We start from the raw sequence: 16,325 nt of genomic DNA on the forward strand, positions 1-16,325 counted from the left end.
AGGAGCTTGATTCGCGTGTGTCCTAGACGGGACGGTTTTCGTAGGGATTGCGCACCGGCCCCATGGTGGCCACCAGCTCGTCATACGTGCTCTTGATGAATTTGCGGTCGCCCACGAACTTCACGCCCGCATTGACCACTGCATCGAGCTTGCCGCCGGTGTCCATCTTCTTGAGCTCATTCTTCTCCAGGTAGAGCAGCTCGAGCGTTTCGTTGTACACCGTGGCTTCGTCGATCGGCAGGATGTAGAAGGTGGCGCCGGCATAGTCGATAACGTACTTCTTCGACAGATCGATGTTGTCGCAGAAGAGGATGTACTTGCCTGCCGGCGACAACGCTTCGCCCAGCACTTCGGCAAGCAGCTTGAGGTAGCCGAAGGAGAGCAGGAAGCCGGCAAGAAAGATGAAATGCGGCTCGCCTTCGTTGGCGGCAGCCATGACCTGCTCGCAGCACTTCTCAGGCGGGCGCTTCTCATCGGCCATCTTGGGCTGGAACTCGATGGCGATGTCGCCACGGAAGCCGAAGCGTCCGGGGACGGCCGTAGCGCCCTTGAACACGCCATTGAGCAGGCGTTCTTCGGCTTCGAGCACGCCGAACGCGGTCTTATCGATCGTTGTCATGGTGATTCTCCTGTTGGTTGCGAATGAAATCCGCGGTTTTGAAAAAGGCTGCTTCGAGTTGCGTCTTGAGCTCTGCATCGGTCACGACTTCATTCAGGGCGGCGCGCATGCAGTTCATCCAGGCATCGCGTGCCGCCACTCCGAGCGGGAATTCCATGTGGCGCATGCGCAAGCGCGGATGGCCGCGCATGGCCGAATAGTCTTTGCTGCCGCCCATCCATTCGACGAGGAACAGCTCCAGCACTTTCCTCACCGGAGTGAGATCGGCCGGGTGCATGGCGCGGATGGCAGCCGCCTCGGGCTGCGTATCCATGTGGTGATAGAAGCGCTCAGCCAGCAGGGCGATCGGTTCGGCTCCACCGATACGCTCGAAATGCGTCGCCCGCGCGTTGCCGGTGACCGCTACGGGCTGGATCAGTGAAGGCTGGGCGTGCATTTGGGTTTCCTCTCGACCTGGCTATGCCCTGCCCTCAGCAAGTGTCATACCCGCAGGGCTCAATGCCTGAGTGCGTGCGGCGCGCGTGCGAAACGGAGCACTTCAGATACGACACACAGCGAAATGACACTCCTTTCATTCGAGCGGTGTGGCGGCGTGAATGTCAGCTTTGTCGATATCCGGAAATGACTTCGCCGGCACCACGAAGAACTTCCGAAACGACCATTTGGCAAGCTTTTCAAGAAATCCGTGAAAACTTGGCACGCCAGTTGCTGAATGGTCCTCGCACCGACCATGTCTCGCCAACAAGTCGCTTACTTTGAAGAGCAAAAAAGGCGCGAGGGGCTGCATCCGGGGCACGGTAGATCGACTGCTTGTCCGACGTTCCCAACAGAGGACATTTTTCGATTGCAGCAACATCACTGCTCAACGATTCAGGAGAAACAACATGTCAGACCTTCGTCAGATTGCCTTCTACGGCAAAGGTGGGATCGGCAAATCCACCACCTCGCAAAACACGCTGGCCGCGCTTGCGCAAATGGGCCAGAAAATCCTCATCGTCGGCTGCGACCCCAAGGCCGACTCCACCCGCCTGATCCTGCACGCCAAGGCACAGGACACCATCTTGTCGCTGGCCGCGGAAGCCGGTTCCGTGGAAGACCTGGAACTGGAAGATGTCATGAAGGTGGGTTATCGCGACATCCGCTGCGTTGAATCCGGTGGCCCGGAGCCGGGCGTGGGCTGCGCCGGCCGCGGTGTAATCACCTCGATCAACTTCCTCGAGGAAAACGGCGCTTACGACGGCATGGATTACGTGTCGTACGACGTGCTGGGTGACGTGGTGTGTGGCGGCTTCGCCATGCCGATCCGCGAAAACAAGGCGCAGGAAATCTACATCGTCATGTCTGGCGAAATGATGGCCATGTACGCCGCCAACAACATCTCCAAGGGTGTTCTGAAGTACGCCAACTCCGGTGGCGTGCGTCTGGGTGGCCTGATCTGCAACGAGCGTCAGACCGACAAGGAACTGGAACTGGCCGAAGCACTGGCCGGCAAGCTGGGCACCCGCCTGATCCACTTCGTGCCGCGCGACAACATCGTTCAGCACGCCGAGCTGCGCCGCATGACCGTGATGGAGTTCGCTCCGGATTCCAAGCAGGCAGGCGAATACCGCACGCTCGCCGAGAAGGTTCATGCCAACAAGGGCAACGGCATCATCCCGACGCCGATCACCATGGACGAGCTCGAAGACCTGCTGATGGCCCACGGCATCATGAAGCAGATCGACGAATCGCAAGTGGGCAAGACGGCGGCCGATCTGGCCGCCTGAGGACCGAGAGTCGAGGGTCGGGAGCCTTGCCGCAGGCGGGCTCCCGGCTTCCGCCGGCGTAACAAGGTTCTCTTCCCTCTACTCTCGCATTGCGCACAGGAGATGATGAAATGAGCATGACAATCGACGAAAAGAAGGCCCAGAACGCAGCCCTCATTGACGAGGTGCTGAAGGCCTATCCGGAAAAAACCGCCAAGAAGCGCGCCAAGCACCTTAACGTGCATGAAGAAGGCAAGCCGGACTGCGGCGTGAAATCGAACATCAAGTCCCTGCCGGGCGTGATGACCATCCGCGGCTGCGCCTACGCTGGTTCCAAGGGTGTGGTGTGGGGTCCGATCAAGGACATGATCCACATCTCGCACGGCCCGGTCGGCTGTGGCCAGTACTCCTGGGCCGCCCGCCGCAACTACTACATCGGCGTGACCGGCGTGGACACCTTCGTGACCATGCAATTCACCTCCGACTTCCAGGAAAAGGACATCGTCTTCGGCGGTGACAAGAAGCTGGAAGTCATCATGGACGAGATCCAGCAACTCTTCCCGCTCAACAAAGGCATCTCGGTACAGTCGGAATGTCCGATCGGCCTGATCGGTGACGACATCGAGGCCGTATCGAAGAAGAAGAGCAAGGAATACAACGGCCACACCATCGTGCCGGTGCGCTGTGAAGGCTTCCGTGGCGTGTCCCAGTCCCTGGGTCACCACATTGCCAACGACGCGATCCGCGACTGGGTGTTCGACAAGGCCGATCCGGACAAGCGCCCGGACTTCGTTTCCACTCCGTATGACGTAGCCATTATCGGCGATTACAACATCGGTGGCGACGCCTGGTCCTCACGCATCCTGCTCGAAGAAATGGGCCTCCGCGTGATCGCCCAATGGTCGGGCGACGGCACCATCGCCGAGTTGGAAAACACCCCCAAGGCCAAACTCAACGTTCTTCACTGCTACCGCTCGATGAACTACATCAGCCGTCACATGGAAGAAAAGTATGGTGTGCCATGGGTTGAGTACAACTTCTTCGGCCCGACCAAGATCGAAGAGTCGCTGCGCGAAATCGCCAGCCACTTCGACGACACCATCAAGGCCAATGCCGAGAAGGTGATCGCCAAGTACAAGCCGCTGATGCAGGCAGTGATCGACAAGTACCGCCCGCGCCTGGAAGGCAAGAAGGTCATGCTCTTCGTGGGTGGGCTGCGCCCGCGTCACGTGATTGGCGCCTACGAAGATCTGGGCATGGAAGTGGTCGGCACCGGCTACGAATTCGGCCACAACGATGACTATCAGCGCACCACGCACTACGTCAAGGATGGCACGCTGATCTATGACGATGTCACTGGCTACGAGTTCGAAAAGTTCGTCGAGAAGGTCAAGCCTGATCTGGTCGGCTCGGGCATCAAGGAAAAGTACGTGTTCCAGAAGATGGGCGTGCCTTTCCGCCAGATGCACAGCTGGGACTACTCCGGTCCGTATCACGGCTACGACGGCTTTGCCATTTTCGCTCGTGACATGGACATGGCGATCAGCTCGCCGATCTGGGGCCTGTCGAAGGCGCCCTGGAAGAAGTAAGCCCGTGTGAGGAGTGAGGGGAGAGGAGCGGGACAGAGCCCGCGCAACGCCCCTCCTCACTCCCGCCCCCAACTCCTCACTAAATTTTCAGGAGAACTACCATGCCCCAATCAGCCGACAAGGTCATTGACCACGAGAACCTCTTCCGCGAGCCTGAGTATCAGGACATGCTCGCCAACAAGAAGGCCTTCGAGTTCAACCACTCGGACGCCAAGATCCAGGAAATCGTCCAATGGACGAAGACCGAGGACTACAAGCAGAAGAACTTTGCCCGCGAAGGCCTCACGGTCAACCCGGCCAAGGCTTGCCAGCCGCTGGGGGCCGTGTATGTTGCCAACGGCTTCCACAAGACGCTGTCCTTCGTGCATGGCTCGCAAGGCTGCGTGGCGTACTACCGCTCGCACTTCTCGCGCCACTTCAAGGAACCGACCTCCTGCGTGTCTTCGTCGATGACTGAAGATGCAGCCGTGTTCGGTGGGCTCAACAACATGATCGATGGCCTCGCCAACACCTACAACCTTTACCAGCCGGACATGATCGCCGTGTCCACCACCTGCATGGCCGAGGTGATCGGTGACGATCTGAACGCATTCATCAAGACCGCCAAGGAAAAGGGCAGCGTGCCGCAGGAGTTCGACGTGCCCTTCGCCCACACCCCGGCCTTCGTTGGCAGCCATATCACTGGCTACGACAATGCGCTCTTGGGCGTGCTCAAGCACTTCTGGGATGGCAAGGCCGACACCGCACCGAAACTGACCCGCGTGCCGGGCGAAGCCATCAACTTCATCGGCGGCTTCGATGGCTTCGTGGTCGGCAACATGAAAGAGATCAAGCGCATCATGGATCTCTTCGGGGTCGAGTACAACGTCATCTGTGATCCGTCGGAAGTGTGGAACACCCCCACCGATGGCGAGTTCCGGATGTACGAAGGCGGCACCACCAAGGAAACCGTCGAGCGTGCGCTCAACGCCAAGGCTACGATCATCTTCCAGGAATTCTCTTGCGAGAAGACGGCCAAGTTCATCGGTGAGCATGGCCAGGAAGTCGTAGTGCTGAACAGCCCGATCGGCGTGGCCGGCACCGACCGTTTCCTGATGGAGATCTCGCGCATCACCGGCAAGCCGATCCCGGCCCAGCTGGAAAAGGAACGCGGTCTGCTGGTCGATGCAATGGCTGATAGTCAGGCTCACCTGCACGGCAAGCGCTACGCCCTGTACGGTGATCCGGACTTCCTGCTGGGCCTCTCCGAGTTCCTGCTCGAACTCGGTGCCGAGCCCGCGCATGTGGTGGCGACCAATGGTGAGAAGGACTGGGAAGCCAAGATGAACACCCTGTTCGCCAGCTCGCAATACGGTGCCGCCTGCAAGGCCTACCCGAAGCGCGATCTGTGGCACCTGCGCTCCCTGCTCTTCACCGAGCCGGTGGACTTCCTGATCGGCAACACCTACGGCAAGTACCTTGAGCGCGATACCGGCACCCCGCTGATCCGCATGGTCTTCCCGATCTTCGATCGTCACCACTACCACGTGCGTCCGATCTGGGGTTACGAAGGTGGCATGCGCGTGCTGGTGGATCTGCTCGACGAGTACTTCGAAACGCTGGATGCCAACACCATCGTCGCCGGCAAGACCGACTACTCCTACGACATCATCCGCTGATCACAAGCGGCGCAAAGCGCCGTTTGCCTGAAGCGTTAAAAGCGGGCTATCCATCCGGATAGCCCGCTTTATTTATGACCTGACGCCTATGCAAGACAGTCTTCATTGAGCAAGACTTTGCCAGCGCCCTGCCCTCATCGCATGGGCTCAGCGTGCGATCCGGATCGCCGGCTGGGGCGGCTGCGTCATGCCGTAGCCCAGGTAGTAATCCACGAAGGTGGATTGCAGGTAGCCCCGCACGGTAAGGCTCAGCCGGTACTCCGGGTTGTGCGCCAGAGTGTAGAAGCGCTTACTGCTCGGCGTGGGGGTGCTGTAGAGCCGCAAGGCGGTGCGATCACTGGTTTCGAGCAGGATCTCTTCGCGCCAGTCGCCCAGCACATCGCCATAGAAGGGCGGAGCCGCTCGCCAGGAGAGGATCACACCGGTCGGGTCGAACAGATGTTGCACCGATTCCGTGGCCGGATCCCACTTGCCGACGTAAGCCGCGCCCTGCTGCGCGCCATCGAGCAGCTCCGATCCTTCATCACCATCCCACCAGATTCGGAAGTTAGCGCCCGGGGCCTTGTAGGTCAGGCGCTCGCCTTTCACGTTGAAGAGACCGGACGATGGCAGTGTGCTGTCGGTAAGGCTGGTCCAGAATTCATAGCCCGGATGATTCGGATCGATGTCTGCTGCGGAACCACGCGCCACGTCATAGGCAAGCTCGGCCACATAGGGCGGATGCTGGCCCGTGATCAGACGGGTGCCGGACGAAGCATCGTAGAAGTACCACGGGAACTTGCTCCAGATGCCCAGCTCGGATTGCTGGATGCCGAAGCCTTCCAGCCCCGCGTGAGAGGGATCGAAATCACCGATCTGGAAGCGATCGCCGTGACCCACGCCGTCAACAACGTAACGCAGCGTGCCGTCGCTGTTGAGCGCGTAATTGCCTCCGATGAACTCATCCTTGCCGTCACCATCAAGATCGACCACGCGGATCTGGTGAAAGCGCTCCGGTACGGTGGTGACGGTTTTCTCATTATCCGCAAACCATTTCCAGCGACTGCTCAGTGTCTTGCCATCAAAATCCCACGCCGCGACCATGAAGTGGAAGATCCCCTTCTTGGCCGGCAGGCCACGCGTGGTCAGCTGGGTGACCAGACTCGGATGGACTCCGTCCAGATAGGCAATACCGAATTGCCCGCCGGCCGGACCGTGCTCCAGCAGATCGGTGACCGGCGTGCGCGTGATTTCGGTACCGCTGCTGCCACGGATGACCGAGATGAACTGGTCACTGGCTGCCGTGGAGGTGATCGTACTGCCGTCGGCATAGGTCGTACCGGTAGCGGTACGCACCAGCACTTCTGCTTTGCCATCGCCATCCAGATCGAACACGGTCAGCATGTCATCGTTGCGGTAGCCGGCGATATTTCCAAAGCCACTGATCGAGGCTGGCGGCGAATCATTGGCACCGATGCCGGCCGCCTGGGTATAGGAATTCACCCCCATATCCACCCGCCACAGGAAACCATTTTCCAGCGAGTAGGCCTCGACATAGCAAGGTAGCCCTGACTTGTCGTTATAAGGCAGACGCGCCACGACAAACTCATAGCGCCCGTCCCCATCCAGATCCGCCGGCCACGCGTGCTGCACGTAATAATCGGCCGGCACTCCGGTCGGTACAGCCTTGAGCGGAATGTTCAGATAGCCGTTCTCGAGCTTGAGGGCGGGCTTGCTAGCTGCCAGCACGCGACGCGAATCAAAGATCGCCCGTACGCTGTAGTTCCCTTCGCCAGCAGTTTCATCCAGGAAGTTGGTGCGGTCCGTAATCGGAGCGGAGTTCAAGCGCTGGCCGTTCTTGTAGACGTTGAAAGCCACATCAGCGCCGTACTCCGTGCCAAGCAAACGCCACGAAAGCTGCCACCCGGTGCCGGAGCGAACCGCTACCAGGCCGCGATCAAGTTTCTCCACCAGACGCGAGCTGGCGCGCTGATAGATCGCGCCTGTGGTTTCGCTCTCAACGCTGTCGTTGTACACCAGCGCGGCCGATGAAGCGCTGCTGGAAGAGATTTCTGAAGTACCGGAAGAGGATGTGGCGGCGCTTGAAGAAGAAGCCGTCGAGCTGCCGGAGGCGGCTGCTGAAGTGGCGGCGGAAGTGCTGGCAGCTTCTCCGCTGGTCTTGTCTGTCGTGCCCCCACCGCAAGCGGCCAGCAATGACGAGAACAAGACGGAAACAAGGAGAGGTCGGGAGAGTGGATGCAGGCTCATGGTATGAATCTCAGGGCAAATAAAGTCCCGGGCAGCCTGGCGAAGCAGGCTGCCGGAATGGATACAGCGGGAGTTGGCGCGTCTAGCGGGCGACGACCGAGAAGCCGGACAGCTTCCAGTGACTCACGGTGGTGCGGAAACCGAACCAGCCGGAGAGGAAGGGCGTGGCGTCTGCGTAGCTGAATACGAGCTTGTCATTGGCATACCACTTGAGCGTTGCCGGATCGCTGGCAGTGGCGGCACGCGACACCACACGCACCTGGACCGGGGTATTGGCGACCAGGCTGGTGGCGGCAGTCATGTCACCAGCAGTGTCGTCGGCGGTTCGGCTGGCAGCCGTGGCATAGCCGGTGATCTGCGGTCGGGTGGCGGTTCCGTCATAGCGGCGCAAACGCGTGGTGGTATTGCTGTTGGCGCCGAAACCAACGTAATACAGCGTCAGCGGGTTATAGGAAGCCAGCTTGCCATCCAGCGTCAGATGGGTCGGGTCCGGATCACTACCGGTGGGCACAACCGCGTTCCAGAACATGTTCAGATCGGAAATGCGCTCCGTGTAGGTTTTGCCATTCACCGTCACCGTGTAAGGAATCGGCGTGGCCGTAAAGCGGATCTCATAGTCACCCGAGAATTTCTGTTTGAACCACAGCGTGGCTCCGGCAGGCTGGACAATATCAAGCACGCCATTGGCGGCGGTCACCGTACCGGTAGCGTCCTCCTGCTCCACCTTCCACAAACTCAGGCCCTGGGTGAAATCATCCGAGGCCAGCACGCTTACCGAGTTGCTGGATGAGGATAGACTGCTCGACGCTGTGACGCTGCTGGCGGCTGAAGAAGAATTGCTGCTAGACGCCACGGATGCGCTGCTGGCAGCCAGACTTGAAGAGGATGACGACACAGCTTCCGGACTCCTTTCATCACTGCCGCCACCGCACGCTACAACGCTCAGGCAGAGAGAGGAAATCATCAGAATTTTTGCAAGGAATACAGACTCCCTGGATAAGGACATTACCAACCTTTCGAAGATTTAATAGTCAGAAACAAAATCAAATTGAATCGACATTTAAACCCACGAAAAAGCCAGCACTAAATACTTAAAGAATTGAAAGATATTCAATCCATGGGAGCTTTATCCATATTCGAATAAGCATTTATCCATTTACATGGATGAGCGTGATTCAGGAGTGAATATTCAAGAAAAGAAACTCCAGCCAGCTTTGAAAGCGTGGTGCCCGAGCGGGAGGTCGGAGATGTGTACAGGGACAGGATCGAAACCCGAATCCATAACTCGCCCAGTGCAAGCCGTGTTGATACACAGCCAATGCGCAGGCACGGCATCCAGGCCGGTCGCCGAAAGTTCAGGGCGCTGGCACGCCCAGCAGCGTCAGCAGTCCGTTCTGATCAAGAATGGAAACACCCAGCTCCTGAGCCTTGGCGAGTTTGGAGCCCGCTTCGGCGCCGGCCACAACGTAGCTGGTCTTCTTCGATACCGAGCCACTGACCTTGCCGCCCTGCGCTTCGATCAGAGCCGTGGCCTGCTCACGGCTCAGTGTGGGCAAGGTGCCTGTCAGTACGAAGGTCTTGCCGGTCATGGGCGCTACGCATGCATCCTGTTGCGGCGCTGCCGCTAACATCCGGCTGCAATAAGCCTCAAGCGCACGCAACTCATCGGGCTTGCCGGGCATGGCCAGCCATTCGGCGAGCGCTGCGAGTACATCAGCCGGCAAATCCAGCGCAGCGAGCTCGATCGGCGTCAAAGCAGCCAGCGCAGACAGGCTGCTGACCTGGGCTGCGAGCTGCTGGGCGCGCACCGGGGTCAGACGGCGGATATCGAGACGCGTCAGCAACTCGATCATCGTTAATTGCTGAGCCAGGCGCGCCGAGGGCGGGTGTTCATCAACCGGCGTTACGCCAGCACGCACCAGCTCGTCCAGCACGCGTTCGTTATTGGGCTCGGCGAAGAATTCATGCAGGGAATCCGCCACTACCCCACCAATGTCCGGCAGGCAGGCAAACACCGCACGTGGCGCACGGCGCACGTTCTCCAGCGAACCCAGCCACTCAGCCAGAGTCTTCGCAGTGGACTCTCCGACATGCCGGATTCCCAGCGCGAATAGCAGGCGCGCCAACGGCGGCCGCTTGCTGGCGGCAATCGCATCAATCAGGTTTTCGGCCCACTTCGTGGCAACCTTGCCCTGCTGCACGGTTTCTGGTGTCACGCCATCGCGCTCGTCTGCGCGGCGTTTCATCTCAAGCAGATGGTCGAGGGTCAGGGCATAGAGATCAGCAATCCGCTCGATATAGCCCAACTCAACCAGGGACTCGATGTAGCGCTCACCCAAGCCGTCGATATCCATCATGCGGCGACCGGCAAAATGCATGATGGCCTGGGCACGCTGGGCGCGGCAGGCCAGGCCGCCGGTACAACGCGCGATGGCTTCGCCTTCTTCGCGCACCACGTGGCTACCACAGACCGGGCAGTTCGTCGGCATGATGAACTCGCGCTCGGCGCCACTGCGACGCTCGGCGACGGACATGACCACTTCAGGGATGACGTCCCCAGCCCTGCGCACGATGACCCAGTCACCGATCTTCAGATCCTTGCGTCGCAACTCGTCTTCGTTGTGCAGCGTGGCATTGGTGACGGTCACACCGCCCACGAACACCGGCTTGAGGCGGGCGACCGGCGTAATCGCGCCGGTACGGCCAACCTGCACCTCGATATCCAGCAGCTCGGTAAGCTCTTCCTGCGCCGGGTATTTGTGGGCCACAGCCCAGTGAGGCTCGCGATTGCGAAAACCCAGTTCGCGCTGCAAGGTCAGGCTGTTGACCTTGTAGACGATACCGTCGATGTCGAAGGGCAGGCTGTTGCGTAGTGCTGCGATGCGGGCGTGAAAAGCCACCAGACCTGCCGCGCCACTTGCCACACAGCGATGCTCACACACTGGCAGGCCAAAGCTAGCTAGCGTATCGATGAGTGCGGCATGCGTCAGCGGTGCATCCTGCCAGCCTTCAATCGCGCCCACGCCATAGGCAAAAAAAGATAAGGGGCGCTGTGCGGCAACATACGGATCCAGCTGCCGCACCGCACCAGCGGCGGTGTTTCGCGGATTGACGAAGGTTTTTTCACCCAGCTCGCGCTGGCGAGTATTCAGGCGCTCAAAGTCGTCACGCCGCATGTAGACCTCGCCGCGCACTTCCAGCAAGGCGGGCGGCCGCCCCTGCAGGCGCAGTGGAATACAGCCTACCGTGCGGATGTTGTGGGTCACGTCTTCGCCGACCTCACCATCCCCACGCGTGGCAGCCTGTACCAGCACACCATGCTCATAACGCAGGTTGATCGCCAGCCCATCAAACTTCAGCTCGGCGGCGTATTCGATCGCAGCCTCATGCGCTTCAAGCCCCAGCTTGCGCCGCACACGACCGTCGAACGCCTCGGCGCCTGCCGGAGTGGTGTCGGTTTCCGTTTCGATGGAAAGCATCGGCACGGCGTGGCGAACAGGGGTGAGTTCCTTCAGTACCGGACCACCCACGCGCTGGGTGGGCGAGTCGGGCGTACGCAGTTCGGGCTGTGCACGCTCGAGCGATTGAAGCTCACGGAACAGGCGGTCGTACTCGGCATCCGGCACCAACGGCGCATCGAGTACGTAGTAGGCATGGGCGTAGCGGTTGAGCTGATCGCGTAATTCGGCTGCGCGCGCCGCGTCGTCAGCCTGCGAGAACAGGTCCATCGAAACGCCTCAGGAAAACAGGCGCAGGGCGATCAGGCTGCCAGCCGGCATGGACTGGCGCTCCATCTGCAGCTCGAACTGGCCGATCTGGCTGCGGATCAGCTGAATCGAGCGTTCGGTAAGCGGATTGCGGTTGTCATCGACCAGCACACCACCAAGGGAATCCGCCAGATGCTGGGCAAGACGCACCATGCGCTCGAAAGTGGATGCTGGGTTCAGGGCGCGCGGCACGTCCAGCACAAGAGTCAGACCCGGTGTTTGCAGATGCTTCAATTGCTCCACCGAGAACAGCGTGTTTTCCTGGTTGGCCAGTACGAACTGCCCGAGGCCTGCATCATCAAGGGCGTGATAGCACCCATCGTTGCCCAGTTGCAGACCAGCAGCTTCGGCCAGACCGCGAATCTTGGTGCCGGCAAAGGGGGCTGCCGCGCTGACCACATTCACCGCGATCTGGATATCTACTTCGGAGCTGAACTGGTCGATTTCATGAGCGCGGGCCAGTGTGTCGGCCTTAGCCGGCAGGCGTGGCACGGCCAGGAACTGATCGCAGACACGCGCCAGGCGTTCATTGAAACGATCCAGCTCTTTTTCCGTCAGCGCGCCGCGGCGGTCCGCCAGTTGCAGGGTGACGCAGGCGCGATTAATGCTGCCCGGCGTGCGCGCGTCGATCTCGAACCATTCGTTGTCGTTGTCATTCCAGCCGAACCAGGCCAAGTTGCGCTGGTTGCCGGAGAGCGCTTCCTGTTGAGCGGTATACAAGGCAGAGGCGGAAACTCCCGCGGGCGCCTCTATGCTCACGGCGCAGTCAATGGCCTGCAGTTCCCAGGGCAGCGAAGGCTCTTGCTGACGCGGCAGTACCGATGCTCGGGCAGCCATGGCGGGCGTATCACTGCCGCGGCTGGCCGCGCTGGGAATATCTCTCTGCAGACCGGGTTCCATACGCCCCCCGGGCGCTGGTGGAATCACGGCTTCAGCATCACCGTCGAGCAGCACATCGTGATGGGTCGAGCGGAAGGCCTGCTCGGCAGTCTTGCGGGCGCGGCGCTCCTGCCACAGGTTGTAGATCACCAGGGCAAGAATGGCGATTACGCTGAGACCGATCAAACCGTATTGCAGTTCGTTTCCAGACATCATGAAGGCTTGGCTGTTGGTTTGTGCAATAAGGGCGGCATTATCGCATCAAGCGGCCGCGGGCTGGGCAAGCTTGAGCGCCTCTTCCATGTCCACTTCGACCACCCGGGAAACGCCCTGCTCCTGCATCGTGACCCCGACAAGCTGCTGGGCACGCTCCATGGTGATCTTGCTGTGGCTGATGAAGATGAACTGCGTAACGGAAGACATGTGCCGCACCATCTCGCAATACCGTTCGGTATTGGTATCGTCCAGAGGGGCATCCACCTCATCGAGCATGCAGAACGGAGCCGGATTGAGCTGGAACATTGCAAACACCAGCGCAATCGCGGTGAGCGCCTTTTCTCCGCCGGAGAGCAGGTGGATGGATGTGTTTTTCTTGCCGGGTGGCTGGGCCACGATCTGCACGCCAGCGTCGAGAATTTCATCGCCGGTCATCACCAGTTGAGCCTGCCCACCACCGAAAAGGCGCGGGAAAAGTTCGCTGAAGTGCTTGTTGACCGTGTGGAAGGTGGCTTGCAGCTGCTCGCGGGTGTCGCGGTCGATGCGGCGGATGGCGTCCTCCAGCGTACCGATGGCGCGCATCAGATCGTCGTACTGCAGATCAAGAAAGTGCTTGCGTTCGCGTGAGGACTCAAGCTCAGCCAGCGCAGCGAGATTCACTGCGCCCATCTCGGCAATTTCGCGCCCGAGCCTGCTCACTTCGCGGCTCAGCGCGACTTCCTTGATGTCAGCCATGACGGCTTCTTCCAGTGGCAGGATTTCGGCGCCCAACTCCCCGAGGCGCTCTGCCGCCTGGGTGGAACCCAGCTCAGCCGCCTGGTGCTTCAGACGCAAGTCGGCCAGCTGTTCTCGCAGCGGCCCCAGCGCCTGTTCGCAGCGCACGCGAATTTCGTCCAGCTGCTTGATGTGCTGCCCGGCACGCTCCAGCTCCTCACGGCGCAGCGCAAGCGTAGCTTCGCGCTGGCGGCGGAGGTCCAGCGCGGTCTGCAGCGATAATTGCAAGGCTGCGTCATCAAGGTTTTCCTGCTCGGAACTCAATTGCAACCGTTCCTCAGCCAGCTTTTCAAGCTGCGCCAGAGCCAGCTCGGCATTGCGGCGCTGCTCATCGAGACGGGCGTTGCTGTCGCGCGCGGCAAACTCGGCTTCATGCCGCAGGCGCTGCGAAGCGGCAAGCTGCTCGCGTGCGATGCGCAAGGCTGCCTCCGCAAGGCTGCTGCGGGTCGTCGCTTCCTGCAGCGAATCCTGTTGGGCAAGCAAGCGTTCCTCGGCCGAGGCACTGGCAAGTTCGGCCTCTTCCAGATGGCTATGCTCGATACCTTCCTGTTTGAGCAGTTCGGCCGCCTCGAGCGCCAGCTTTTCCATGCGTTCGGTATGTCGTGCCTGTTCCTGCTGAGCCTTGACGAAGGCCAGCTGGCGCTCATGCAGACGCGATTGCAGACTCTGAACGGTGCGACGTCCCTCACTCAACGCCTGCTGCAGCGCCTGAAAACGCACTTCTGCCGCCTGCTGTGCAGCACGAGCAGCCTCTTGCGCGGCTTCGGCGGGCTCAAGCTCCGCCTCCAGCAACTCGATTTCGCGCTGACGTTCAATGGCACCGTGGGTCCGCGCATCCGGCGCAAACAGGCTCAAGCTACTGCTGGAAAGCATCTGCCCAGCAGGGGTCACCAGGGTCACCCCCGCCGGCAGCACAGAGCCGGCAGCCAGCCACGTATCGAGTGCCGGCACGGCATAGGCACCATCCAGCCAGTGCGAGAGCAGCGCTGCAAGCTCCGGGCGCTGGCTGCGCAGCTTCTCTTCCAGCAAGGGGGCATCGAACAACGGTGCCCGCGGTGCAGGGGCTTGGCCAGCCGCCCGCAATAGCGTTACCGGCGCAGGCACCGGGGGGCTGAGCAGGCGACAAAAGTCCAGATCGAGCGGGCCGATCGCGCCAATACGCTCACGCAGAACAGCTTCAACAGCCAGCTCCCAGCCTGGCTCCACTTGGAGGGAGTGCCACAAAGGGGCCTCATCGGCAAGCCCTGCTTCGCGCAGCCAGCCCGCCAGGTCACCTTGATCACGCAGGCTCGACTGCAGGCCGCGCAGCGCATCCAGTCTGGCCCGCTTTTCCGTCAGGCTGCGGCTGATGCCTTGCAATGCATGGCGACTCGCCTGCACAGCGTTTTCAGCGTCACCCTGCTGAGCCTGCACCTCTCCCTGCTGCAGTTCGGCTTCCTGTTGCTGCGCTATCAGCTCGGCCACCTCTGCTTCAAGGGCGTTCAGCGCGGCCGCATCTTCGGGCAGCAAAGCGCCGCGTTCGGCCTCCATGCGCGCCCGACGCTGGGCAAGGGATTCCAGCGCACGCTGGCTTGCCAGGCGCCGGGTCTCTTCCACGCGCAGTTGCTGCTCAATCAGGCTCAGATCGCGGCGCACGGCATCCTGGGCGGCAAGCGCTTCACGCCAGCCTTCCTCCGCTTCGGGCAAACGCTCCTCGGCCTCGGCTACCTGCAAAAGCGCCAGCTCCAGCCTCTCCTGCGCGAGCACGCCTTGTTCGGTGAGAACTTCCTGCTGCGTCTGGGCCTGCTGCTGACGGCTGCGCCACAAACTTTCATCCTGCAGCAACTGGCTACCACGCTGCGAGAGGCGGGTATGTGTGTCGCGCAGATTCTTCAGCTCGGCTTCAATACGGCTAACTTCCGCCGTGATGGCAAAAAGCTCAGCCTGCGCCGAACTCACCGCCTCGCTCGTCACCACATGCGCTTCACGAGCGAGGGTGATGCGAGTCTCGGTTTCGACCAGCTTGTGCTGAGCCTCTTCAATGGAACTTTGAGCCTGAGCAATCGTTTCGGCCAGACGGAACTGCTCGACCTGGGCAGTCGTGTGCTTGTAGCGCCACAGCAGAACCTGTTTCTGGGCCAACTGGGAAGTCAGCTCCTTGTAACGCCGAGCCACTTCAGCCTGCACTTCAAGGCGGTCGATCTGCTGGCCGAGTTCGGCCCGGATGTCTTCTACCCGGGCCAGGTTGTCACGTGCATCGGCGAGCCGGCCTTCGGTTTCGCGGCGGCGCTCCTTGTATTTCGTGACGCCTGCAGCCTCTTCCAGGAAGGCACGAACCTCTTCAGGACGCGCCTCGATCACCCGCGAAATCATGCCCTGCTCGATGATGGCGTAGGCACGCGGCCCCAAGCCGGTACCGAGGAAGAGATCAATCACGTCCTTGCGGCGCACCGCGACGTTATTGATGAAGTAGTCCGAACCGCCATTGCGGTCCACCTGGCGCTTGACCGAAATCTCGGCGTACTGGGACCACTGGCCTGCAGCCTTGCCATCGGCATTGTCGAAAATCATCTCGACGCTGGCGCGCGACACGGGCTTACGCGAGGTAGATCCGTTGAAAATCACATCCTGCATGGACTCACCCCGCAGGGCCGAGGCCCGCGTCTCGCCCAGCACCCAGCGCACCGCGTCAATCACATTGGATTTTCCACAGCCATTGGGACCGACGATCCCCACCAGCTGACCCGGCGTCAGGATGGTTGTCGGATCGACGAAGGACTTGAAACCGGCGAGCTTGAGCTTGGAGAGGCGCACTTTAGGGAGCGTAACGGAAGGCTAAGGACGGATTCAGG

Annotated in this window: 11 protein-coding genes; 4 read left to right on the forward strand and 7 right to left on the reverse strand. The window is 60.7% G+C overall.

Going from position 1 to position 16,325, the window contains the following annotated elements:
• Positions 1 to 22 precede the first annotated feature (22 nt).
• Both C0V76_RS15975 and C0V76_RS15980 read right to left on the reverse strand, forming a co-directional pair.
• Positions 23 to 619 carry a hypothetical protein gene (locus tag C0V76_RS15975; RefSeq protein ID WP_101943740.1) on the reverse strand — a complete coding sequence of 199 codons (597 nt, stop codon included), beginning with the start codon at positions 617 to 619 and terminating at the stop codon, positions 23 to 25.
• Positions 603 to 1,055 carry a group II truncated hemoglobin gene (locus C0V76_RS15980; RefSeq protein WP_101943742.1) on the reverse strand — a complete coding sequence of 151 codons (453 nt, stop codon included), beginning with the start codon at positions 1,053 to 1,055 and terminating at the stop codon, positions 603 to 605. The genes C0V76_RS15975 and C0V76_RS15980 overlap by 17 nt, the downstream gene beginning before the upstream one ends.
• Positions 1,056 to 1,503: 448 nt before the next feature.
• Between C0V76_RS15980 and nifH the strand changes: the two genes are divergently transcribed.
• From nifH to nifK, 3 genes are all read left to right on the forward strand, one after another.
• Positions 1,504 to 2,385, forward strand: a complete 882-nt coding sequence (nifH, locus tag C0V76_RS15990; protein ID WP_101943745.1) for a nitrogenase iron protein — start codon at positions 1,504 to 1,506, stop codon at positions 2,383 to 2,385.
• 110 nt (positions 2,386 to 2,495) lie between these two features.
• Positions 2,496 to 3,953, forward strand: a complete 1,458-nt coding sequence (gene nifD / locus C0V76_RS15995) for a nitrogenase molybdenum-iron protein alpha chain (protein ID WP_101943747.1) — start codon at positions 2,496 to 2,498, stop codon at positions 3,951 to 3,953.
• 101 nt (positions 3,954 to 4,054) lie between these two features.
• Positions 4,055 to 5,611, forward strand: a complete 1,557-nt coding sequence (gene nifK / locus C0V76_RS16000) for a nitrogenase molybdenum-iron protein subunit beta (protein ID WP_101943748.1) — start codon at positions 4,055 to 4,057, stop codon at positions 5,609 to 5,611.
• A 147-nt stretch (positions 5,612 to 5,758) separates the two neighbouring features.
• On the opposite strand, the gene C0V76_RS16005 is transcribed toward nifK, so the two are convergent.
• Positions 5,759 to 7,627, reverse strand: coding sequence for a hypothetical protein (locus C0V76_RS16005; RefSeq protein WP_254048272.1), 1,869 nt, complete (start codon positions 7,625 to 7,627; stop codon positions 5,759 to 5,761).
• Between C0V76_RS16005 and C0V76_RS20055 the strand changes: the two genes are divergently transcribed.
• Positions 7,620 to 7,865, forward strand: coding sequence for a hypothetical protein (locus C0V76_RS20055; RefSeq protein ID WP_143707445.1), 246 nt, complete (start codon positions 7,620 to 7,622; stop codon positions 7,863 to 7,865). The two genes, C0V76_RS16005 and C0V76_RS20055, sit on opposite strands and share 8 nt — an antisense overlap.
• Before the next feature lie 75 nt (positions 7,866 to 7,940).
• Here the strand turns inward: C0V76_RS20055 and C0V76_RS16010 are convergent, their stop codons facing one another.
• From C0V76_RS16010 to smc, 4 genes are all read right to left on the reverse strand, one after another.
• Positions 7,941 to 8,711, reverse strand: a complete 771-nt coding sequence (locus C0V76_RS16010; protein WP_216821774.1) for a DUF6250 domain-containing protein — start codon at positions 8,709 to 8,711, stop codon at positions 7,941 to 7,943.
• A 502-nt stretch (positions 8,712 to 9,213) separates the two neighbouring features.
• Positions 9,214 to 11,586 (reverse strand): NAD-dependent DNA ligase LigA, encoded by a 2,373-nt coding sequence (ligA, locus tag C0V76_RS16020; RefSeq protein ID WP_101943752.1) that lies wholly within the window; start codon positions 11,584 to 11,586, stop codon positions 9,214 to 9,216.
• A 9-nt stretch (positions 11,587 to 11,595) separates the two neighbouring features.
• A complete protein-coding gene (locus tag C0V76_RS16025; RefSeq protein WP_101943754.1) occupies positions 11,596 to 12,720 on the reverse strand; it encodes a cell division protein ZipA C-terminal FtsZ-binding domain-containing protein in 1,125 nt (374 codons plus the stop codon).
• A gap of 45 nt (positions 12,721 to 12,765) precedes the next feature.
• Positions 12,766 to 16,287: a chromosome segregation protein SMC gene (gene smc / locus C0V76_RS16030; protein ID WP_101943755.1), complete on the reverse strand. Its 3,522-nt coding sequence runs from the start codon at positions 16,285 to 16,287 to the stop codon at positions 12,766 to 12,768.
• Positions 16,288 to 16,325: the final 38 nt, after the last annotated feature.

Origin of the sequence: Uliginosibacterium sp. TH139 (assembly GCF_002855595.1) — a bacterium.
Classification (GTDB): Bacteria; Pseudomonadota; Gammaproteobacteria; order Burkholderiales; family Rhodocyclaceae; genus Uliginosibacterium; species Uliginosibacterium aquaticum.